This is a genomic window from Anoxybacillus sp. ST4 (assembly GCF_019448545.1).
Taxonomy (GTDB): domain Bacteria; phylum Bacillota; class Bacilli; order Bacillales; family Anoxybacillaceae; genus Anoxybacillus; species Anoxybacillus pushchinoensis.
On the sequence record NZ_JAHZOE010000002.1, the window covers coordinates 193,819 to 217,293 of the forward strand.

The window sequence follows — 23,475 nt, forward strand, 5'->3', positions numbered from 1 at the left end:
GATTTTTAGAGAAATACTTCTACCTTCTCGCCTTTTTTTAAAAATTCTTCAATAGCAAAAAAGGAAATGCCTAATGCCGTTGAATAAATAGACAACTTAGAAAATTCAATGACGACATGTGTGCGATGATACGGTAATGTTCGTTGGTTAATGATTTTTTTGATTGATGGCTTGATCCAAGGTTTTGCCATCGATAAACGATTACCAATAACGACTTGTTCCGGATTAAACGTATTAATTAAATTATTGATACCAATGCCTAAATAGTGACCAATGTGCTCAAATAAACGTAGAACGTCCCCATTCTTGCCTTCAGCCAGTTGTAGTAACATTTCAAGGGATGTTTCATTATTCATAGTCACCCTTGCCTTTTCTAACAGTGCCTGTTCGGACGCATAGAGCTCCCAACATCCAATATTTCCACAACGGCATCGCAGTCCGTTAACTTCGATCGTCATATGCCCGCTCTCTCCAGAAAAGCCGTTTGTCCCCCGATATAATTCACCGTTCAAGATGAGACCAACACCGATCCCCATGCCCGCACTAATGTAGATGACATTGTTATAATTTTCTCCAGATCCTTTTCGCTTTTCACCGTATGCCCCAGCGTTCGCCTCGTTATCGATGATTACAGGCACGTGGAAAGCTTTCTCGATATCTTGTTTCAAAGGTATATTTACCCATTCTAAATTTGGTGCAAACAATAGTTTCCCTTCTTTATCGACAATCCCAGGGACACCAATCCCAATCCCGATGAGACCGTAGCGACTTCTCGGCATTTGTTCTAATAAATCAGTAATCGTCTCTTTAATAAGTGTGAGGACAGTTGGATAATCTTTGCAATGAAATGTCGCCTTCTTTTCTTGGATAATATTCCCTTGTAGATCAGTCAATATCCCTATGATGTAATGAACGCCTAAATCAATTCCAATTGCATATCCTGCTTTCTCATTGAACAATAACAGGACAGGACGACGACCGCCACTTGATTCACCTTGTCCGATTTCATATACGAGTTCTTCATCCATTAATTCTTTTACGAGAGAAGATACGGTACCTTTATTTAGCCCTGAGCGTTGTGCGACATCTGCCCGAGATAACGGTCCTTGGCTTTTCACCATGTCAAGAACAAGCGCCTTATTAATTTTCTTTATTAAATGTGGATTTCCAGTTATTTTTGTCAAGTTCATCACCCTGTTTATCAATGTATCATAATTGTATGAAAAATTCTAGTTGACTTTGTTCGTTTTATAGACAAACAAAATAAAGGAAATTATAATGTAAGGCAAGAAGAGAGAAAGCATCTTCACATTTTGAGAGATTTTGTTTATTGTGAACATATGTTTTATTGCTATGGAAAGATAGGGGGGGATTGAATGACCTTCAGTCGTTTTAAGCAGAAAATCGCACGATTCAACACGTTACGAAATCAAATTTTAACGATTTACATTTTTGTTATGACACTTGTGTTATTGTTTGTTGGAATTATTACATTTCATATTGTTTCATCGTTATTAAAGAAAAATGCTGAGGAACAAATACAGCAAACCATTATCCAAGTGAATGGAAGATTAGAATCTTTGTATAAACAATTAAATTCATTGACCTCTCAAATTGTCAACGATATGTATGTTCAGCGTGCGTTTTCTAAGGAGATACAAGGCGAGCGCTTGATGTTTGAAGAGAGACAATATTTAATGCAGGTTGTAAACTCGTATCAAACGTATTTTGATGGAGTTCAATCGTTTGAATTGTACACAAACGATTATAAACGAGTATTTCCGCTTAATGAAATGAATTTAGTAGAACGTGTTGGTTCTCAATGGGTTGAGGAAATAAAAAAACAACGTGGAAAGATGATTTGGATTGGAAAAGATCCGACATCTTCCCGGTTTTTCGTCGTAGCTCGTCAAGTTCGACTGACGGATCATTCCTTTTCCCCAGGGGGCTATTTATTAGTTCGGATCCATAGCGATTACTTTCAATTGGACGACCTTTCTGATCAAAAAGTGGAAAATACAAGTTACACAGTAGTGATCGATGAGCATAATCAAAAAATAGTTTCTAACTTACCGTCACACCTCACGTCTATTCTTGATGGAGGTGGAAAAGAAGAAAAAAATTATATGGTCGTTAAACAAGCATCGCCCTTTACAAAATGGAAAGTAATCATTGTGACCCCTTTAGAATCGCTTATAAAAGGCACTGATATTTTAAAAAATGCGATCATTCTTTCGGGGGCTCTTGGTTTTGTCATTTTTTTTATTTTTTCCTTTTTTCTATCTACGATCGTTGCGCAACCAATTTTAAAGTTAACGAAAATTATGCAGCGCGGCAGAAACGGGAAGTTAAAATTAAGCCCCCCGATTTCATCTACTATCGAAATTGATGAGCTAATAGAGACTTACAACTCTTTGGTAAATGACATTAACCATTTAATACAAGTTGTTTACGAAAAAGAGCTAATTCGAAGCCAAGCCGAATTAAAAGCTTTGCAAGCACAAATTAACCCGCACTTTCTCTTTAATACACTTGATACGCTATATTGGTCCCTCATTGAAAAAAACGAGGAAGAGTTAGCGAAATTTGTATTAAATATGGCTGAACTGTTTCGCTATACAATTAGCCATTCGACTCAAGATGAGTGGGTCACAATTCGTGAAGAGATGGAGCATATTCAACGTTATATGGAAGTGATGAAAGCAAGGTGGGGAGAACGATTTGTTTGGAAAATAGATGTTTCAAATCATTGCTTACATGTTCATATTCCGAAATTGCTCATCCAGCCCCTTGTTGAAAATGCGGTGTTACATGGAATTGGAAACAAAACAGGGATAGGAACCGTTTGGATCATTATTAAAGAATGTGTAGACGGAAAGGAACTTCTTGTTCAAGTCAAAGATGACGGTAATGGAATGGATGAAAAACAATTACGTCTATTAAAAGAAAAGTTAGGAAAAAGAACAATTTCTTCGATGAAGGGGAGTGGGATCGCACTAATGAATGTAAATCGACGGCTACAACTTTACTACGGTGAGGATCGAGAGTTACGTATAGAGAGCGAAGCAGGGAAGGGAACGTGCGTATCATTTCAAATTCCTAAAAGTAGGTGAAGCTTCGTGAAAGATGTAAGAACGATTTTAATTGTTGACGATGAGCCAAGGGCGCGCGAAGGAATGAAAAAAGTTTTGGATCTATGGTCTATGGGGAAATACGAAATTATATGTGCAAGCAGTGGTGAAGAGGCGATTACTATTTTGCAAAGAAAAAAAGTGCACGTGTTATTAACGGATATCCGAATGCCGCAGATTACAGGCTTAAAGCTCATTCGAACATTAAAAGAACAAAAGGATGCACCTGTCGTCATTATCATTTCCGCTTATTCTGAGTTTGCGTACGCTCAGGAAGCTATTTCGTTAGGGGTTGTCAACTATTTGCTTAAACCGGTAGATAAAGATAAACTCATTGAAGCAGTGCAACAAGCACTTGCTATATCGGAAAGTCGGGAAAAAGCAAAAAAGATTGAACAAATTATAGATCATCACATTATAGGAGTACAGGAGGAGAAACTTTCTTCGCCAGTTAAAAATGCAATTCAGTTTATTCATGAAAATCTTCATAAACATGTCAGTCTAACTGATGTAGCTAAGCAAGTGTATTTGAATCCGAGCTACTTTAGTGCTCTATTTAAACAAGAGACGAGGATGACATTTAGCGAATATGTAACGAGATGTCGATTGCAAAAAGCTAAAAATTTACTGGTGAATACGAACTTGTCGATTGCCGAAATAAGTGAGATGACAGGATATCAGACAACAAAGTACTTTATTAAGATATTCAAAGAATTTGAAGGAATTACCCCATATCGTTTTCGGAAAGAGTACCTAAAGAAAATGGAATTTTAAATGATAAGCGTTACCTTACCGATAGGAATTGATCGTGCTACATTAAAAATAAGAAAACGAAAGGGGGATTTTGAAAATGATAAAGAAAGCGCATACAATAGTGTGGATGGTAATTTTTGTGCTTGTATTAGCAGGGTGTTCGGAAAAAACGACCGAAAAAGGCTCGACGGAGAAAGGGGACGAGAAGATAACACTTACTTTCATGCACCTTTGGCCAGCGGGAAGCTCTAAACAACATAATATGATCGTAAATGAAATTATTAAAGAGTTTGAAGAGCAAAATCCAAATGTAAAAGTAAAACAAGAAATTTTGGAAAACGAACAGTATAAAAACAAATTAAAAGTGTTAGGGGCTTCAAACGAACTTCCTGATATTGGGATGACGTGGGCTGCAGGGTTTCTAGAGCCTTATGCAAAAGGAGGACTCTTTGCTCCTCTAGACGATTTGTTGGATGGTGGGTTACGTAACAACTTTGTATCAGGAACGACAGAGCCTTATGCATTAGATGGAAAAACATATGCTCTTCCTTTAGAGTTAAACATCACGCCTATTTACTATAACAAAGGGATTTTTGAAAAATACAACTTAGAAGCTCCTAAAACGTATGAAGAGTTTAAGCGTGTTGTGCAAGTACTTGTAGATAACGGAGTTTCACCAATTGCTTTAGGAAATAAAGATCGTTGGACAGGATCAATGTGGTATATGTATTTAGCTGATCGTATTGGCGGAGCAGATACGTTAAAAAATGCGATCAATGGAAGCGGTACATTTGAAGACCCGAGTTTAGTACAAGCAGCTGAAGAAATTCAACAATTAGTCAAAATGAAAGCGTTTATTAAAGGATTTAACGGCTTATCGAATGATGAGGCAAAAGCAGAATTTACAAATGAAAAGGCTGCGATGTATTTAATGGGAACATGGGATTTGCCACAATTTACAACGAATGAAGATGTTCCAAAAGAATTCAGAGAAAAAGTAGGATTTTTTAAATTCCCAACTGTTGAAGGTGGAAAAGGGAATATCGATAGTTGGGTTGGTGGACCAGGAGTAGGCCTATTTGTTTCTGAAAATTCAAAGCATAAAGAAGAAGCGAAACAATTTGTGAAATTCTTTGTTGAAAAATGGGGAGAACGTTCTGTAACAAGAGCGGGCGTGATTCCAGCAACGAAAGTGAATACTGAGAACGTCGATTTGCCACAAATGTACATTGACGTGTTAAATGAATTAGCGAACGCAAGCAATATTACATTGTTTGCTGATGTGCAAATGAATCCAGAAGCTGCCCAAACGCACTTAAATTTAATTCAGTCACTGTTTGGCGAGAGTATAACACCAGAGCAATTCGCAAAACAACATCAAGAGGTGCTCTCTAGCACACGCTAGATATGTAGAACAGAAAAAGGACATATTGCTACAATATGTCCTTTTTCCTCAAAAGGATGGGGAGGAAATAAAATATGGACAAGGTAATGTCTGATAAACGAGTCATTGCATTATACGTGCTACCCGCTTTATTGCTCATTGTGATACTAGTTTATATCCCAATCATTATGACAGGATACTATAGCTTGATGAAATGGGATGGAATAGGAGAGAGAACGTTTATTGCGTTAGACAACTATAGACAACTGCTAAAAGACAATATGTTTTGGAAAAGTGTGTATCACTCGTTTCTACTAGCTGTTTTTTCTGTTTTCAGTCTCGGTGGCTATTTAGTTGTTTCACTCATTCTTGCTGGGAAAGTAAAAGGAGCGAATATACTTCGGAAAATTTATTTAATCCCGATGTTGCTTTCTTCAGTAGCTATTGCTCAGCTATGGTTACGAATTTATCATCCTTCCAATGGGATGCTGAATCAACTTCTCTCATTCTTAGGAGTGGAGGATACGCCTAACTGGCTCGCTGATCCTTCGATTGTGCTGTACTCTGTTTTTATTCCTATTATTTGGCAATATGCGGGGTTCTATATACTAATTTACTATGCTGCTTTGAAAAATATCCCGTCATCTATCATTGAGGCAGCTATTATTGATGGGGCTAATCCGTGGCAATTGGCATATAAAATTAAATTGCCGCTCATTGCTGGCGTGATTAAAGTAACAGTCGTATTAGCTGTGGTCGGTTCTTTAAAATATTTTGATTTAATTTATGTGATGACTGGTGGTGGACCAAACGGGGCGAGTGAAGTGATTGCCTCTTACATGTATCAAAAAGCATTTCGTAGCTTCAATTTCGGATACGGAAGCGCCATTGCTTTTTCTCTGTTGATTCTTTGTATTGCTGCTACATGGTTAATTCGAAAGTTAACGCATACAGAAGAAGAAGTTCAATACTAACGTTGTAAGAGGTGCTCATACGATGAAAAGAACGATTATATATGCAAAAAAAGCTGGTATGTTTCTATTTTACATGGTGTTATTCGCAGTTGCCGGTCTACAAATCCTCCCCCTTATCTGGCTGTTATTTTTCTCTTTGAAAAATAATCATGAAGTATTTAATACCCCTCTTTTCTCTTTACCTTCTCCCCCACGTTGGGAAAATTATGTGAAGGTATGGATTGAAGGGGATATTGGTCGCTATTTCTTTAATAGTTTATGGATTACTACCGTATCGGTTGTTTTTACTGTATTGTTAGCTAGTTTCGTGACGTTTGCAATCACACGAATGAATTGGAAATTAAAACATGTTGTGCTTGGGTTGTTCATGGTTGGATTAATGATTCCGATCCATTCGACTCTCATTCCTCTGTTTAACTTTTTTATGAAAGTAAAGTTAATTGATCACCCGATGTCAATTGTTTTAACAAATATTGGTTTTAATTTACCGATTACAATTATGATTTTGTTAGGTTTTTATAATGCGTTACCGCGAGAACTAGAGGAATCTGCTATCATGGATGGATGTTCTGTTCATCGAATGTTTTTCCAAGTCATTTTACCGATGACTTCTCCAGTAATTGTCACAACAACGATTATTAATATGATTTACAATTGGAATGAGTTTGTATTTGTAAATACCTTCATCAGTTCAGATGAATATAAAACGCTCACAGTCGGAATACAAAATTTCATTGGACAGTATACAACAGATTGGGGAGCAATTGGAGCAACTTTAATGATTAGCGTTTTACCAATTTTAATTCTTTTCTTTTTCTTAAGTAATAAGATCATGGAAGGGATTACTGCTGGAGCTATTAAAGGATAAGAAAGGGGTAATAATATGCCGACGAACATGTTTTTTAACGCCCATCATTCACCTGTTGGAGCGTTTGCAAGTTTTACACTAGGTTTCCCTGGTAAAAGCGGGGGATTTGATCTTGAGCTTGCCCGTCCTCCAAGACAAAATATATTTATAGGTGTACAGTCTTTAAATGAACCAGGTATATATGATGTGTTGCCATTTTTAGAAATAGCGAATGAAGATGAAAGTAAGAGGTATGATATTGAAAACCCTGATCCGAGTCCGAAAAAACCAAAAATTTTGTTTCCGATCGCGAAGGATCAAATTGAAAGAGAGTTCCATGTTGGAACGGATACATGGAAAGCAAAAGATTTGACACTTACTATTTATTCTCCAGCTAAGTCGGTGCCTGATCCGGAAAAAGCGAATGATGAAGAGTTAAAATTGGCGATAGTTCCAGCTATTATTGCCGAGATAACGATTGACAATACAAAAGGAACAGGAACAAGACGTGCTTTTTTTGGATTTGAGGGGAACGATCCGTATACATCCATGCGGCGAATCGATGATACGTGTCCTGGAATTCGGGGTGTCGGACAAGGACGAATCGTTAGCATTGCTACAAATAATGACGATGTGCGTTCGGCGCTACATTTCAGCATGGAAGATATTTTGACAACACCGCTTGAAGAAAACTGGACATTTGGTCTTGGAAAAGTCGGTGCACTTATCATGGATGTTCCACCAGGGAAGAAGAAAACATACCAATTCGCAATTTGCTTTTATCGGGGTGGCTATGTTACGGCAGGCATGGATGCTTCTTACCTTTATACTCGTTTCTTCAAAAACATTGAAGAGGTCGCCCTTTATGCGTTAGAGCATGTAGAAGTGTTAAAGGAACAATCATTCCACTCTAACGCGCTCATCGAGAAACAATGGTTGTCTGATGACCAAAAGTTTATGATGGCTCATGCAATACGCAGTTACTATGGTAATACGCAGCTACTAGAATGTGAGGGAAAACCTATTTGGGTTGTTAATGAAGGCGAGTACCGAATGATGAACACGTTTGATCTCACTGTCGATCAGCTATTTTTTGAATTAAAGATGAATCCATGGACTGTAAGAAATGTATTGGATTTATACGTCGAGCGCTATAGTTATGAAGATTGTGTTCGTTTTCCTGGTGAAGAGTTAGAGTACCCAGGTGGTATCAGTTTTACTCACGATATGGGAGTAGCAAACACATTTTCTCGTCCACATTATTCGTCTTATGAATTGTATGGGATTAGCGGGTGTTTTTCTCATATGACACACGAACAACTCGTCAACTGGGTGCTTTGTGCTGCAGTATACATTCGACAAACAGGAGATGTGACGTGGCGCGATAAACATCTGTCGGTTTTGGAGAAATGTCTCGAAAGTATGGTTCATCGAGATCATCCGGATCCTGAAAAGCGAAATGGAATTATGGGGCTCGATAGTAACCGCACGATGGGTGGAGCAGAGATTACGACATATGATAGTCTCGATGTATCGCTTGGCCAAGCACGTAACAACTTATATTTAGCTGGAAAGTGTTGGGCAGCTTATGTTGCATTAGAAAAGCTGTTTAAGGATGTTGGCAACGAGCAATTGGCTATGCTAGCTGGAAAGCAAGCCGAAAGATGTGCTGCAACAATTATAAGCTATGTCACAGATGAGGGATATATTCCGGCAATAATGGGTGAAGGGAATGATTCAAAAATCATTCCGGCGATTGAAGGACTTGTATTCCCTTACTTTACGAATAACCATGAAGCATTGGATGAAAATGGGCGTTTTAAATCATATATTCAAGCATTGAAAACACACTTGAACTATGTGCTACAGGAAGGAGTTTGTCTATTTTCAGATGGAGGATGGAAAATTTCCTCTACAAGTAACAACTCATGGTTAAGTAAAATTTATTTATGCCAATTCGTTGCTCGCCATCTTCTAGGCTTGGAGTGGAACAAACAAGGAAAACGCGCCGACGAGGCTCATGTCTCATGGCTTACCCATCCGGAGCTTTCGATCTGGAGTTGGAGCGATCAAATTATTTCTGGTGAGATTAGTGGAAGTAAATACTATCCGCGCGGTGTGACGAGCATTTTATGGTTAGAAGAGGGGAACGAATTCCCCCCTTCTCAGGGGATGAAAAGTCTCTCTGAATCGGTGGAATGATTAATTCAAGGAGGGGTATTCGGGATGATTGAGAAAGTTGAAACTTCTCGTAAAATGGTTGCGGTAACATTCGATGACGGCCCAAACCCGATCTATACGCCACGCATATTGGATTTATTTAAGAACGTTTCGGGAAAGGCGACATTTTTTATGATTGGTGAACATATGGCTATGTATCCTGAGATCGTCGAGGCAGTTGTTGCTCTTGGGCATGAGATTGGAAATCATACGTACTCACATCCCGACTTGACATTAATAAATCGTCATGAATGTTTGCACGAAATTCAATATGCTGATAAAATAATCGAAAATTTTACAGGAAGAAAACCTAAAGTGTTTCGGCCACCATATTTTCGTTACAATGAGGATGTAGAACTTATTGTTAGTCGTTTCAAATATCAGACGATTGGAGCGGTGAATGTAGATGCATTAGATTGGGAACAGCCCGGTCGAGACCATATTATCACTAAGACGCGCGAGTGTATAAACAATGGGGTGATTTTGCTTTTCCATGATGGTTTTGGGGATCGTTCCCAAACAGTTGAGGCAGTTGAAGTGCTTATCGAGGAGCTATCTATACAAGGATATGAGTTTGTCACTGTTAGTGATTTGTTGCAATCGGAAAAAAGAATTGTATAAAAATGATGACATCTAAAAAAGGAAAGGAAACTTCGTATGTAATAATAGGGGGGATAAATCCCCCTATTATTGTATAATGATGTTAGTTACAAAGTTTAGATAGGACGGATGCGTAATGAACTTTGGTACTTTAGAAGGAAAGTTTTATCGCTTTTGTGAGTGGATTACAAAACTTGCATATATCAATGTGCTATGGATTTTATTCACAGTGGTAGGAGTTCTCTTTCTCGGTTTTTTCCCAGCAACTGTTTCTCTTTTTACAATTGTAAGGAAGTGGTTGTTATTCCATGATCACAACTTTCCGATATTTAAAACATTTTTCAAAGTATATAAACAAGAGTTTTTCAAAGCGAATGCTTTAGGTTTAATATTTACTACCATATTTATAGTGTTATATATGGATATGTTATATCTTTCAAATTTGTCAGCAAATATACACACCTTTTTTTTCATTGCTCTATCCATTAGCTTTATTTTATATACAGTTACTTTGCTATATATTTTCCCTGTTTACGTTCATTATAATTTGAAGTTTTTTCAATACTTGAAATATGCGTTCCTAATCGGAATGGCAAATCCTCTCATCACGAGTATGATGGTAATTACGATCGGATTATTATGCGTTGTATTTTTTTATTTACCCGGAATTATTCCTTTTTTTAGCGTGAGTTTGTTCGCCTTGCTAGTGATGACGGGTGCCCTCCATGCTTTTAAAAAGGTTGAAAGAAAGCAAGAGAAATGGGGATCATCTAACAGTGAAACATAGTTAACGTTTTTTAAAATCTTAATATTTTATTAAAATAAACAATAGGAAATATCTTTAGTTTTTTAAGTAAATATTAAATTTTTTAGATCCAACAGAAAAGAAAATGTGCAGTAGAATAATATAAAGTCCTCCATGTTACTCACAGCTAGAAAAAATGAGATGAGAGTTTCTCATCCCCGTAATAGTTTACACATTGTATCAAGTTGTAAGAAGATCAGCTGTTTTCAAGGAATGTTCAAAGTGAAGTGGGGGAGAAGCGATGTACAGAGTAGTGCTTGTAGATGATGAGGTATTTATTAGAGAAGGACTGAAGGTGTTGATTGATTGGAAAGGCTGTGGATATGAGATTTGTGGTGAGGCTAGTGACGGGGAGGATGCGTTGAAGATAATTGAAAAGGAACAGCCGGATGTGGTCATTACAGATATTCGCATGCCTGGGATGGATGGATTAGAGCTTATTCGGTGCGTAACTTCAAGTCAATTTATTAGTCCTAAGTTTATTGTTATTAGCGGACATAGTGAATTCAGCTACGCCCAACAAGCCATTAAGTATGGGGTTTGCGACTTCATTCTTAAACCGATTTCTAAGAAGGAGTTAGAACGTGCGTTGGAGAGAATTTTTCGTTTATTAGATGCACAAAAGGAACAAGCGAAAGTGATGGAAGAGCAACTTTTAAAAATATTGTTTCACAAGTTAATTAAGGGAGAGAATGACTGTGAGACCGTGTATGAGCAAGTTCAACGCTTTGGTGTTCCTGCCTCATCCTTATTCTGTTACGTTATGGTAGAAGTGAACCGTGATAATGATGAAGAACGTTTGGATAATATTTACGTGGGACATAAAATTGAGGATCTTTTCAAAAAGAAAATTAAACAACCTCTCCACTTTCCTATTTATGAACATGAGTTAGATCGATACGGATTGTTATTAATGACCGGACAAGAAACAGAAATGTTTGAGAACATAAGCATATTATATGAGCAGTTGAAGCAATTAGGTTTGAGCACGACTGTGTACGCTAGCGACTTCATTTTAGGTTTTAATCAATTACGGAAGGCTGTTGAACAAGTATACTATATGATGAGTTACAAATATGTGATCGATGACGGACCGATCTTGTACGAACGAATTGAAGGGATAGACATTTATTATGGTGATATTGACGGGAAACTTTGTGAAAAATTGATTGAATATATAGAAGAATCACGAATAGCAGACGTTTTATGTGTTGTAAATCATATTTTTGACGAATTTCGAACAAAGCTTTTTGCTGTTGAGGCTGTGAAATCTTCGATCACTTATTTAGTGAGAGAAGTAACTAATATTGTAAAACAGTTCGGAGGGGATGCAGAACAGTTAAAAACATTTTCAAATGTAATGAAATGTAGAAATTATAATGTTAGTTTGAATGAGTTAGAACAGCGATTTAGTCATTTTGTTGTTGAATGCGCGAATTTAGTCTCCCAGTTAAGAGAACAACTGATTACGTGTGAAATCCACAAAGTAAAAAAATATATTGAAGAAAACTACCATAAAAATATTAGTTTAAAACATATCGCTCAGCAGTTTTATATGAATCCAGTTTATTTGGGACAGCTTTTTAGAAAAACATATGGTGTTTATTTTAAAAAATTTTTACTACAGTTGCGCATTCAGCAAGCGAAAAAGCTTCTTCGGACAACGGATTTAAGGATTTATGAAATTGCTGAACAAGTAGGGTTTGGGAGTGTTGATTATTTTGTCACACAATTCGAAAAAATGGAAGGGTTTACACCTACTGAGTATCGTAAGCAAACAATTCGCACGTAATTTTTTTAGAAGACGCATGGAGCTTTTTCATAATATAAAGTTAAAAGATAAGCTAACGCTACTTTATATTTTTGCAGTATTTATCCCTGTCGTTGTAACGAATTGGCTTTTTTACTACGTTACCACACAAAATTTGAAGCAACAAAGGATACACGATGCATCATTAGTCATCGAGCAAATAAAAAATGATTGGAAGCAACATGTCGAGCAAGCTATGGGCATTTCAACATTGTTGTACATGGATAATCAAATTAATGAAATGTTAGATCGGCAGTATCAGTCAGAAGCAGAATACGTACAATCTTACAATGAAATTTTACCTCAGTTTAATAAGTACCGTTATATGTATCCGTTTATTCGCTCTATCACCTTTTTCACTAGTAATCCTACTGTCATGTTTTCGGCTCAAGTTCAGCCACTCACGGTGAATATACAACAAACGGAATGGTATCGACAGATGAGTTCGTTACCGAACCTTATTCACGTGAATGGCGAGTTTTTTATTGTGAGAAAATTGGATTATTTTACGGTTTATAATGAAACATTAAAATTTGTCAAAATAGATTTAGATAGAAATGTAATAAACTATTTATTTCAAAATAAAACATTCCCAGGAAGTGTTTATTTAGTTAATTCTAAAGGAAAAATCGAATATGCAACAAGCTTACCTACTTCTAGTGACATCCAAGATACCGTTGCTCATTTTCAAGTTGGGAACGAAAACATAATTGTAGAACATAAGTACGGAGAAGGAGAGTACTTTAAAGGTTGGAAAGTAATAGGATTAATTGATTCTGAGAAAATATATAAGGAGATCCATTATTCGGGGGCATTTGTCTTTTATTTAACGATTTTAAACTTGCTTATTCCTTCTTTAATTATTTTTTCTATTTCCCGATCATTGAATGCTCGTATTAGGAGAGTGTTGAAATATATAAAAAAGATAGAAAATGAGCAGTTTGAAACCATTCAAACGGACATCTATCGTGATGAAATAGGTCAGCTCACTCAAGCATTCAATCATATGTCATATAAAATGAAAAGACTAATTAAAGATGTGTATGTAGCTAGTATCCAAAAAAAGGAATTAGAATTAAAAAAGAAACAAGCCCAACTTGAAGCATTACGAAATCAAATTAATCCGCACTTTCTTTTTAACGTTCTAGAAACTATTCGTATGAGAAGTGTAGTTAAAAAAGAATACGAAACGGCTGAAATGATTGAAAATATGGCTAATATTTTAAGAAAATCAATTAGTTGGGGAAGAGATTGGGTGACGGTGCGTGAGGAGATTCGCATAGTGAGGTCTTTTCTTAATTTACAGAAATACAGATTTGGTGATAAGATTTCCTACGATATCCAAGTAGATAAGGAATTATATGAGAAAACAATTCCGAATATGATCATCCTCACTTTTGTTGAAAATGCATTTAAACATGGAATGGAGACTAAAAGAGAAAATGGAAAAGTGAATGTCCAAATAATAAAAGAAGAGGAGTGGATGAAAATATGCATTCGTGACAATGGTCCGGGAATTGAAGAACAGACTCTTATGAAGCTTTTTGAATCATTGAATAAGGAGGAGGAATGGGGAAATATAGGGATTAAAAACGTGTATTATCGTTTGAAAATGTTGTATGGAGATCGGTTCATTTTTCAAATTTTCAATGATGACGGAACAGTTGTGAAAATTTTTCTGCCGCTGGAACTGGAGGAATAGAGACTATATGTTGAGGGGATTATCTGTATACTAACACATTGTATGTAACATAAAACATGGCAGCCTTCCGAAAAAGGTGGGGAATCCCACATTTTGGGGGCTTTTTTATTTATATACTTATCGCGGTGAACTTAACTTTTTTAAGTACAATCTTAACTTTATATGGTTAATCAAGCTTTTGTGTAGGCGTTATAATGAAAGCACTTACAAGAAAGGGGGAGAGAAGATGAATGAAAAAGCAATTACACGAAAAAGGGGGAAAAGAATGAGAAGGAATGTACTTGTTTCTTTACTGTTAAGTTTGTTGCTTCTTTTAGTAACCGCTTGTAACGAAAAAGCGAACGTCGGTAGCGATAAGGGTGAGTCATCTTCAACAAACAACGATGAGAAAGCACCTTTTACTTTTACTTATTTTAATGGAGGTACCTCATTAAAAAATATTGAAGCAAATCAAACGAGAATAGGAAAAATTTTCGAAGAGCAAACTGGTGTTAACGTGAAAATGGAATATTTAGTAGGTGATCTTAATACGAAAATTGGTACGATGATTGCCAGTGGACAGTATCCTGATACGTTAGTACCTGATGCGGCTATTGATAAATTGATTGATGCCAAAGCGTTTATCCCGTTAAACGATCTTATCGAAAAACATGCTCCAAATTTAAAAAAATTATATGAACCATATTTAGAACAAATGAAGTCAGAAGATGGAAACATATATATATTACCTTTTGGTGTCAACCACGGTTACGTTCCGAATCCAGATATTGACCAAGGGGCGTTTTGGATTCAAAGACGCGTATTAAAAGAGTTTGGATATCCAAAAATTAAAACGTTGGATGAGTATTTCGACTTGATTGAGAAATATAAAGAAAAGTATCCGCAAACAGATGGGAAGCCTACGATTGGCTTTACTGCACTCACTTATGACTGGAGATTTTTCGCTATTTCCAACCCGCCAGCGCATTTAGCTGGTTACCCGAACGACGGGGAAGTTATTGTTGATATGCAAACGCACGAGGCTAAAGTGTATGGAAATGGGGAGTATACGAAACGTTGGTTGAAAAAATTAAATGAGATTAATGCAAAAGGTCTATTTGATAAAGAATCATTTGTTTCTAACTATGACGAGTATTTAGCAAAAATTGCTTCTGGAAGAGTGCTAGGCTTTTTCGATTATGGTTGGCAGGCAGGGCAGGCATTAGATTCTCTGAAGCGATCAGGAAATGACGATTTACGTTATATGCCACTTCCGATTGTGTTTGATAACAATATTAAGGATCAATATATAGATCCTCCGGCCAATGTGTTTAATCGTGGACTTGGTATCACGGTTAGTGCGAAGGATCCGGTTCGTATTATCAAATACCTGGATAATATGGCTAAAGAGGAAAATCAAAAATTAATGATGTGGGGAATTAAAGGGGAAACGTATGAAGTTGATGAAAATGGTCGTTACTATCGAACAGAAGAGCAAATCCAAAAAACATCAGATGAACAATTTCGTGAACAATTTGGATTTATTTACTTCGAATGGCATTGGCCACGTGGAAACGGTATGTTTTCTGACGGAAATGCATGGGAGCCGCGCAGGCAACCTGAAGTCGCTCAAGCAAGCTATACCGAAGGAGATAAAAAGATTTTAGAGGCTTACGGTGCGAAAGTATTCTCAGACTTATTTGCAAAGCCTGATGAACGTCCTTGGTATCCGGCATGGGGCGCGCCACTCAAACAAGGATCACCAGCGCAAATTTATCAACAAAAGAAACAAGATTTACAAAGAAAATATTTCCCGAAATTAGTTTTAGACCCACCTAGTAAATTCGAAGATAATTGGAAAGATTATGTGACAGAATACAACAAATTGGATATAAAGGCGTTTGAAGAGGAGATTACGAAATATGTAAAAATGAAGGTGGAACAGAGTAAGGGGAAAAAATAAAAAAGTTCAAGATAAAGATGGACCGGTCTACTATTTATAGTTTGACTAGGTCCTTCTTTTCCAAATGTAAATAACATAGTAAAAGAGGTGCTAAAAATTGGAGCTAGAAAAAAACGTTCGAAAAGAGCCTTCCCCTCCTATGTTACCGAAGAAGGTGAAAAAGAAGAGGAAGTTTTGGAAAACAGTTATTCAGCAAAGAGCTTTAATTTTGATGAGTTTCCCGTTTCTCATTTGGTTATTTGTTTTTAAATATGTTCCGTTGTGGGGCTGGACAATGGCTTTCCAAGATTATCGTCCTGGACTTCCATTTAGTGAGCAAGAGTGGGTTGGATGGAAACACTTTAAGTTTCTCTTTCAAGATGAAGCATTTTTACGAGTGTTGCGCAACACATTGGCAATGAGTGTCATTAATCTCGTCCTCGGTTTTGTTACTGCAATTACTTTAGCCATTTTGTTTAATGAGCTGTATAATGGGAAATTTAAACGAATTGTACAAACGATTAGCTATATGCCTCACTTTCTTTCTTGGGTAGTAGCAGCGGGGATCATTTCATATGCTTTATCGCTGGAGAACGGTATTGTCAATATTGTACTACAGAAATTGGGGATCATTGATGAACCTATTCTTTGGTTAGGGATCGGTGAATACTTTTGGGGCATTATCGGAGTTTCAGAAGTGTGGAAAAATGTAGGTTGGAATACAATTATTTATTTGGCTGCTATCGCAATGATTGATCCTGAGCAATATGAGGCAGCAGAAATTGATGGGGCATCGAGATTACAACGCATTTTCTATATTACCCTCCCTTCTTTAAAACCGACCATTGTTATTTTGCTCATTTTAAATTTAGGGAATATTTTAGAAACGGGATTTGAACCGCAGTACTTATTAGGAAATCCGATGAACTTAGATTATTCTGAGAATCTCGATATTTTCGTTCTTAAGTATGGTATTTCCATGGGGAATTTTTCACTTGCTACAGCAGCAGGAATTTTTAAAACAGTCGTAAGCTTCATTTTATTGTTTAGTGCTAACCATATTGCTAAACGTCTCGGACAGGCAAGATTATTTTGAGATTGGAGTAGATGGATATGCAAAAAATCAATGTAGCGTTTAGGAGTAAGGTTCGTTACATGTCTAGGGGAGACATATTATTTAACATATTTAACTACAGTTTTATGATCATGTTGTGCATTGTAATGCTTTATCCGATGTTAAATACATTGGCCATTTCCCTTAACGATGCAAATGACACGATAAAAGGTGGAATATATCTTTGGCCACGAGAGTTTACATTATATAACTATCAATATGTGTTGAAGGAAAATACATTATTAAACGCGTTATTTATTTCTGTGTTGAGAACCGTTCTGGGCACAGCCATTTCAGTATTTTGTACAGCCATGGTAGCGTATGTTATTAGTCGGAAAGAATTTATATTTCGAAAATTTGTGACCATCGCTTTCGTTTTAACAATGTATTTTAATGGTGGGTTAATTCCAACGTATTTATTAATGAGAGACCTCGGTTTGATTGGGACGTTTTGGGTCTATATCATTCCTGGCATCATCGGTGTATTCAACTTGATCGTTATTCGTTCATTTATTGAAGGTCTTCCTGATAGTTTAGTTGAATCGGCTCGTATTGATGGTGCTGGGGAATTTACTATATTTTTTAAAATTATACTTCCTCTTTCCTTGCCGGTTCTAGCTACGGTGTCTCTTTTTGTTGCTGTGTATCAATGGAATTCGTGGTTTGATGTGTTTCTCTATAATTCATCTAATCCCAATTTAAGTACTTTACAGTATGAATTAATGAAAATCTTACAAAATACGAATGCCACAATGTCAGGGAAAACGGCAGCGGACGCATTTGCAAATGCGAGTGGACAATCGAACGCAGTGACCCCTGCATCGATTCGAGCCACAATGACAATTATTGCTAGTTTGCCTATTATCTTGGTTTATCCGTTTTTACAAAAGTATTTTATTAAAGGATTAACTTTAGGAGGAGTAAAAGGGGAGTAAAAATATACAGTTTGGAGGGAAATAAGTATGATTCCGCCGTTACGTGAAGTGTACAAAGAGCATTTTCGCATTGGTGCCGCTGTTAGCCCTATTACAATTAAAACGCAAAAAGATCTATTAGTAAGCCATGTGAATAGCATTACTGCCGAAAATCATATGAAATTTGAACATCTTCAACCGAAAGAAGGGGAATTTACGTTTGAACAGGCTGATGAAATTGTTCATTTTGCCTTATCTAACAACATGGTAGTACGCGGCCATACCCTCGTATGGCATAACCAAACTCCGACTTGGATGTTTTATGATCGAGAAGGAAAGGTAATTGGAAGAGAATTGTTATTTGAACGGTTGAAAGCACATATTTCAACTGTTGTACGACGATATAAGGGAAAAGTGTACTGCTGGGATGTCGTTAATGAGGCCGTTGCGGATGAAGGTAACGATTTATTGCGTATTTCTAGATGGAGTGAAATAGCTGGCATGGAATTCATTGAAAAGGCATTTCTCTATGCACGGGAAGCTGATCCAGATGCCCTTTTATTTTACAACGATTATAATGAGTCATTTCCTGAAAAAAGGGAGAAAATTTACAAGTTAGTGAAGTCACTACTTGAAAAATACATACCAGTTGATGGTATAGGGTTGCAAGCACATTGGAGTTTGACTCGTCCGACATTAGAAGAGATTCGTTTAGCTATCGAACGATACGCCTCCCTTGGTGTCCAACTACATATTACAGAGTTGGACATATCTATGTTCGAGTTTGATGATCATCGAAATGATTTAATAAAGCCGACGGATCAAATGGTTGATAAGCAAGCGGAGCGATATGACCAAATTTTTTCCTTATTTAAGGAGTACAGCGATGTCATTCGAAATGTAACATTTTGGGGCATCGCAGACGATTATACATGGCTTGATAATTTTCCAGTCAAGCAAAGAAAAAATTGGCCGTTTTTGTTTGATGAAAATCATCAGCCGAAGCCAGCTTTTTGGAAAGTTTGTACATGTTAATAATTTTTGTAAAAAATTATACTTATTAGGAGGAGGATAAAATGTATAAGCGTCGTGTCAAGAAAGTCTTCCTTGTATTACTTATGTTTTTGCTTATCGTTCCGACGTTTCCTATCTCATATGCACAAATGAATTCCATCCTCGTTTATGAGGAAACATTTAGTGAACAAGGAAACTATGTTCAATCTGGTGGTGCAACCCTCACTCTAGTAGAAAATAAACTGTTTACAGGGAATGAAGATGGAACTGCATTATATATTAGTAATCGATCGAATAACTGGGACGGAGTAGATTTCTATTTCTCAGATCTTGGATTACAAGATGGAAAAACATATACGATCAACATTACAGGATATGTCGATGAAAGTGAAGTTGTTCCTTCAGGAGCTCAAGTGTATTTGCAAACTGTAGATAAAACATATGGATGGTTAGCAAGTGCCGACTTAAAGAACGGAGAATCGTTCACTATAAATACAACGTTTACTCTTGACATGAGTAAAGGAGATACCCGTCTTCGTATACAATCCAACGATAATGGTAAAACAGTTTCATTTTATGTCGGGTATTTTTCAATTTCAACTAGTGATGTAGGAGGAGAAGATGGTGAGACTCCTATTTTAAGACCACCGGCTTTACCTTTTGAAATGATTGATTTTGAAGATCAAAGTTTAGGTGGATTTGAGGGGCGTGCAGGAACAGAGAAATTAACTGTAACCAACGAGGATAACAAAACCCCAGGGGGATCGTACGCATTAAAAATAGAAAATAGAGTGCAAAACTGGCATGGTCCTTCCTTACGCATTGAGAAATATATTGATCTAGGATATGAATACACAATTTCCTTGTGGGTTAAACTCATTTCACCTGAAAATGCACAAATTCAATTATCTACTCAAGTCGGAAGTGGAAGTGGTGCGAGTTACAACAATATTTTAAGTAAGGTAATTAGTACTGATGATGGATGGGTACTGTTTGAAGGAAAGTATCGCTACAATAGTTCGGGAGGGGAATATTTAACGATTTACGTGGAAAGCCCAAATAGTAGTACTGCATCTTTTTATATTGATGATGTTCGTTTAGTAAAGAGTGGAGACCTTATCTCTGTACAAAAGGATCTTCTCCCTATCAAGAGCGTTTATGAAAGTGACTTCTTAGTTGGTAGTGCCGTATCAGCTGCTGATTTGGATGGAGAGAGACTCGAGCTTCTCAAGTTGCATTACAACAGCATAACAGCAGAAAACGCTATGAAACCTAGCTATTTACAACCCACTAAAGGAAACTTTACCTTCGAAGCAGCAGATAGTATTGTAAATAAAGCTATAGAAGAAGGGATGAAAGTACATGGACATGTTCTCGTATGGCATCAGCAGACACCCGAATGGATGACCACTAGAGAGGATGGAAGCTTTCTCAGTAGGGAGGAGGCGTTAGAAAACTTAAAAAACCACATCGAAACCGTTATTGAACATTTTGGTAATAAAGTTATTTCGTGGGATGTTGTCAATGAAGCGATCATTGATAATCCACCTAATCCAAATAATTGGGAGGAGTCATTAAGGAAGTCACCATGGTACTATTCAATCGGTCCCGATTATGTTGAGCAAGCTTTCCGAATCGCACGACAAGTTGTAGACGAAAATGGTTGGGATATTAAGCTATATTACAATGATTACAATGAAGATAATCAAAAGAAAGCACAAGCCATTTATCATATGGTAAAAGAGCTTAATGAAAAATTTGAACAAGAGCATCCTGGCAAAAAATTAATTGATGGAATTGGAATGCAAGGACATTACAGTATACGAACAAATCCAGATAATGTAAAAATGTCGTTAGAAAGATTTATTTCTCTTGATGTGGAGATTAGTATCACTGAACTCGATATTCAAGCTGGAACGGATAATCATCTTACGGAGGAACAGTCCAAAGCACAAGCCTATTTATACGCTAAATTATTCAAAATATTCAAAGAAAAAGCGTCGTATATCTCCCGAGTTACGTTATGGGGATTAAACGATGCGGCAAGTTGGCGTGCGTCAACAAGCCCATTGTTATTTGATCGAAATTTACAGGCCAAGCCGAGTTACTATGCTGTAATTGATCCTGATACATTTATACAAGAAAATCCTATTGTGACGGAGGAGGCACGGGAAGCAGTTGCTTTGTATGGTACACCTGTAATTGATGGAGTCGTCGATTCCATTTGGAACGGTGTGCCTTCTATCCCTATTGACCGTTATCAAATGGCGTGGCAAGGTGCAAGCGGAACTGCTAAAGTTCTTTGGGATGAAGGGCATCTGTATGTGTTAGTACAAGTTAACGACGACCAGCTAGATAAGTCGAGTACAAATCCTTGGGAGCAGGATTCGGTAGAGGTGTTTGTGGACGAAAATAATGCAAAAACATCGTTTTACCAAGAGGATGACGGACAATATAGAGTAAATTTTGACAACGAAACATCGTTCAATCCACCAAGCATTGAAAATGGATTCATATCCGAAACTAATGTATTTGGGACTAATTATGTAGTGGAGATGAAAATCCCTTTGAGAAGTATACAAGTAAAAAATGGTTATGAAATAGGGTTTGATGTTCAAATTAACGATGGGAAAAATGGTGCGCGTCAGAGTGTAGCAGCCTGGAATGATACAACTGGAACTGCGTATATGGATACATCTGTATTCGGGACACTTGTTCTTTTGACTACTTTAGATAATGAAGATACACCAGGCAGTGGCACAACACCAGGCAGTGGCACAACACCGGGCAGTGGCACAACACCGGGCAGTGGCACAACACCGGGCAGTAGCACAACACCGGGCAGCGGTACAACACCGGGCAGTGGCACAACACCGGGCAGTGGCACAACACCGGGCAGTGGCACAACACCGGGCAGCGGTACAACACCGGGCAGTGGTACAACGCCGGGTAGCGGTACAACGTCAGGAAGTGGCACAACACCAGGCAGTGGCACAACGCCAGGCAGTGGCACAACGCCAGAAAAAGGTGCAGTTGTCGTTGAGCCGAAAGTGGAAGTGAAAGAGAGAGATGGAAAAGTTGTTGAAAAAGTTGCTACCGTTTCGTTGAACGATATTGCAACAATTGTCAACGAACTTTCAAATGAAAAGAAACAAGTCGTCATTTTCACAGGTTCGCTCGTTAAAGATGTAGCAACAAAAGTAGACGTACCTGCGGCGTTGTTTGTTCAAGCAGCGAATAAGCAATCCGATGCGACGATTGTTAGTGCGAGTGAACAAGCGGTGTATAAATTGACAGCAAAAGAAGTGAAGCAAGCAGTAGATCAAGTGGCTAAACAACTCGGAACGACGGTAGATCAAGTAAGCATTTCCATCGAGATGAAAGTAAAAGATGCGCCACAATTACGGGTGAAAATGTTGTCTGATGCGGTACAGTTCCACGTTGTCGCAAAAGCAAATGGAAAGGAACAAGCTATTGATCGCTTTACTCAATATGTCGAGCGAGAGATTGCGCTCAAACAACCTGTTCAGCCAAATCGCGCGGTAGTTGTGCGCGTCAACGATGATGGGTCATTGACTCCAGTACCGACAACGTTCGTCGATCAAAAAGCGGTAGCGAAGTCGTTAACGAACTCGACGTATGTTGTCGTCGAAGGAGCAACAACGTTTGCCGATGTCGGTCAACATTGGGCGAAGCCGTATATTGATTCGTTGGCAGCAAAACAGCTCGTTCGCGGGGTAACAGAGACGGCGTACCGACCAAATGAGCCGATGACGCGTGCACAATTTGCCGTATTGCTAGTGCGTGCCCTCGCGTTGCCGGGTGAAACATATGATGGACGATTTGCCGATGTGAAAGGAACAGAATGGTTTAACCAACATGGTGAACTTGCTGCGGCGGTAAAGTACGGCATGATTCAAGGAAAGACGCCAAGTATGTTTGCACCAAATGAGCCGATTACACGCGCGCAAGCAGCTGTCATGATCGAGCGTGCTCTTAACCTTTCGTTCGTCAACTTTGACGAGGCGGCAAAAGATCAAACGAAGAAACTAGCGGATTTCCGTGATGCGAGTCAATTGCCAGCATGGTCAAAACAGGCCATTGAAGCAATATATCAAGCAGGGATCGTACAAGGTCGCCCAGACGGTACATTTGACCCAGCAGGTCGAATGACACGTGCGGAAATGGCAAAGGTGTTGTTAAAAACTTTGCAATTAATCAACTTGTATAACTAAGTTGATGAAAGGGGCTAGTTTCAAGTAATTATCTAGCCCCTTCTTGATAGT

Annotated in this window: 16 protein-coding genes; 15 read left to right on the plus strand and 1 reads right to left on the minus strand. The window is 37.7% G+C overall.

Annotated features, from left to right (window positions below; translation table 11 throughout):
* Window positions 1-5: 5 nt before the first annotated feature.
* The gene (locus tag K1I44_RS03125; RefSeq protein ID WP_219985225.1) at window positions 6-1,190 is read right to left on the minus strand and encodes an ROK family transcriptional regulator; all 1,185 of its coding nucleotides are present in this window, start codon (window positions 1,188-1,190) and stop codon (window positions 6-8) included.
* Between the two features lie 186 nt (window positions 1,191-1,376).
* Between K1I44_RS03125 and K1I44_RS03130 the strand changes: the two genes are divergently transcribed.
* From K1I44_RS03130 to K1I44_RS03200, 15 genes are all read left to right on the plus strand, one after another.
* Window positions 1,377-3,113 (plus strand): sensor histidine kinase, encoded by a 1,737-nt coding sequence (locus K1I44_RS03130; protein WP_219985226.1) that lies wholly within the window; start codon window positions 1,377-1,379, stop codon window positions 3,111-3,113.
* A 6-nt stretch (window positions 3,114-3,119) separates the two neighbouring features.
* Window positions 3,120-3,905: a response regulator transcription factor gene (locus K1I44_RS03135; RefSeq protein WP_219985227.1), complete on the plus strand. Its 786-nt coding sequence runs from the start codon at window positions 3,120-3,122 to the stop codon at window positions 3,903-3,905.
* Window positions 3,906-3,981: 76 nt separating this feature from the next.
* On the plus strand, window positions 3,982-5,289 hold the full coding sequence (locus tag K1I44_RS03140) for an extracellular solute-binding protein (RefSeq protein ID WP_219985228.1): 1,308 nt from the start codon (window positions 3,982-3,984) through the stop codon (window positions 5,287-5,289).
* A gap of 74 nt (window positions 5,290-5,363) precedes the next feature.
* Entirely contained in the window at window positions 5,364-6,242 is an 879-nt protein-coding gene (locus tag K1I44_RS03145; protein WP_219985229.1) for a carbohydrate ABC transporter permease, read from the plus strand.
* Between the two features lie 58 nt (window positions 6,243-6,300).
* A complete protein-coding gene (locus K1I44_RS03150; RefSeq protein ID WP_370627955.1) occupies window positions 6,301-7,110 on the plus strand; it encodes a carbohydrate ABC transporter permease in 810 nt (269 codons plus the stop codon).
* A gap of 15 nt (window positions 7,111-7,125) precedes the next feature.
* The gene (locus tag K1I44_RS03155) at window positions 7,126-9,291 is read left to right on the plus strand and encodes a glycoside hydrolase family 52 protein (RefSeq protein ID WP_219985231.1); all 2,166 of its coding nucleotides are present in this window, start codon (window positions 7,126-7,128) and stop codon (window positions 9,289-9,291) included.
* A 24-nt stretch (window positions 9,292-9,315) separates the two neighbouring features.
* Window positions 9,316-9,930 carry a polysaccharide deacetylase family protein gene (locus K1I44_RS03160; protein WP_219985232.1) on the plus strand — a complete coding sequence of 205 codons (615 nt, stop codon included), beginning with the start codon at window positions 9,316-9,318 and terminating at the stop codon, window positions 9,928-9,930.
* 115 nt (window positions 9,931-10,045) lie between these two features.
* Window positions 10,046-10,696: a YesL family protein gene (locus tag K1I44_RS03165; protein WP_219985233.1), complete on the plus strand. Its 651-nt coding sequence runs from the start codon at window positions 10,046-10,048 to the stop codon at window positions 10,694-10,696.
* 259 nt (window positions 10,697-10,955) lie between these two features.
* Window positions 10,956-12,506 (plus strand): response regulator transcription factor, encoded by a 1,551-nt coding sequence (locus K1I44_RS03170; protein WP_219985234.1) that lies wholly within the window; start codon window positions 10,956-10,958, stop codon window positions 12,504-12,506.
* Window positions 12,424-14,226 carry a sensor histidine kinase gene (locus tag K1I44_RS03175; protein ID WP_370627953.1) on the plus strand — a complete coding sequence of 601 codons (1,803 nt, stop codon included), beginning with the start codon at window positions 12,424-12,426 and terminating at the stop codon, window positions 14,224-14,226. The genes K1I44_RS03170 and K1I44_RS03175 overlap by 83 nt, the downstream gene beginning before the upstream one ends.
* A gap of 265 nt (window positions 14,227-14,491) precedes the next feature.
* Window positions 14,492-16,168 carry an ABC transporter substrate-binding protein gene (locus tag K1I44_RS03180; protein WP_219985255.1) on the plus strand — a complete coding sequence of 559 codons (1,677 nt, stop codon included), beginning with the start codon at window positions 14,492-14,494 and terminating at the stop codon, window positions 16,166-16,168.
* Window positions 16,169-16,307: 139 nt separating this feature from the next.
* Window positions 16,308-17,243, plus strand: coding sequence for an ABC transporter permease (locus K1I44_RS03185; protein ID WP_052009560.1), 936 nt, complete (start codon window positions 16,308-16,310; stop codon window positions 17,241-17,243).
* A 17-nt stretch (window positions 17,244-17,260) separates the two neighbouring features.
* Window positions 17,261-18,196, plus strand: coding sequence for a carbohydrate ABC transporter permease (locus K1I44_RS03190; protein WP_219985235.1), 936 nt, complete (start codon window positions 17,261-17,263; stop codon window positions 18,194-18,196).
* A 27-nt stretch (window positions 18,197-18,223) separates the two neighbouring features.
* The gene (locus tag K1I44_RS03195) at window positions 18,224-19,210 is read left to right on the plus strand and encodes an endo-1,4-beta-xylanase (protein WP_219985236.1); all 987 of its coding nucleotides are present in this window, start codon (window positions 18,224-18,226) and stop codon (window positions 19,208-19,210) included.
* Between the two features lie 41 nt (window positions 19,211-19,251).
* Entirely contained in the window at window positions 19,252-23,424 is a 4,173-nt protein-coding gene (locus K1I44_RS03200) for an endo-1,4-beta-xylanase (RefSeq protein ID WP_219985237.1), read from the plus strand.
* The last annotated feature ends 51 nt before the right edge of the window (window positions 23,425-23,475 follow it).

Excerpts from the sequence above, each read along its gene's own strand:
- K1I44_RS03125 (WP_219985225.1), bottom strand. The coding sequence starts at position 1,190 with ATGAACTTGACAAAAATAACTGGAAATCCACATTTAATAAAGAAAATT.
- K1I44_RS03130 (WP_219985226.1), top strand. The coding sequence starts at position 1,377 with ATGACCTTCAGTCGTTTTAAGCAGAAAATCGCACGATTCAACACGTTA.
- K1I44_RS03140 (WP_219985228.1), top strand. The coding sequence starts at position 3,982 with ATGATAAAGAAAGCGCATACAATAGTGTGGATGGTAATTTTTGTGCTT.
- K1I44_RS03145 (WP_219985229.1), top strand. The coding sequence starts at position 5,364 with ATGGACAAGGTAATGTCTGATAAACGAGTCATTGCATTATACGTGCTA.
- K1I44_RS03150 (WP_370627955.1), top strand. The coding sequence starts at position 6,301 with ATGTTTCTATTTTACATGGTGTTATTCGCAGTTGCCGGTCTACAAATC.
- K1I44_RS03155 (WP_219985231.1), top strand. The coding sequence starts at position 7,126 with ATGCCGACGAACATGTTTTTTAACGCCCATCATTCACCTGTTGGAGCG.
- K1I44_RS03160 (WP_219985232.1), top strand. The coding sequence starts at position 9,316 with ATGATTGAGAAAGTTGAAACTTCTCGTAAAATGGTTGCGGTAACATTC.
- K1I44_RS03165 (WP_219985233.1), top strand. The coding sequence starts at position 10,046 with ATGAACTTTGGTACTTTAGAAGGAAAGTTTTATCGCTTTTGTGAGTGG.
- K1I44_RS03170 (WP_219985234.1), top strand. The coding sequence starts at position 10,956 with ATGTACAGAGTAGTGCTTGTAGATGATGAGGTATTTATTAGAGAAGGA.
- K1I44_RS03180 (WP_219985255.1), top strand. The coding sequence starts at position 14,492 with ATGAGAAGGAATGTACTTGTTTCTTTACTGTTAAGTTTGTTGCTTCTT.
- K1I44_RS03185 (WP_052009560.1), top strand. The coding sequence starts at position 16,308 with ATGTTACCGAAGAAGGTGAAAAAGAAGAGGAAGTTTTGGAAAACAGTT.
- K1I44_RS03190 (WP_219985235.1), top strand. The coding sequence starts at position 17,261 with ATGCAAAAAATCAATGTAGCGTTTAGGAGTAAGGTTCGTTACATGTCT.
- K1I44_RS03195 (WP_219985236.1), top strand. The coding sequence starts at position 18,224 with ATGATTCCGCCGTTACGTGAAGTGTACAAAGAGCATTTTCGCATTGGT.
- K1I44_RS03200 (WP_219985237.1), top strand. The coding sequence starts at position 19,252 with ATGTATAAGCGTCGTGTCAAGAAAGTCTTCCTTGTATTACTTATGTTT.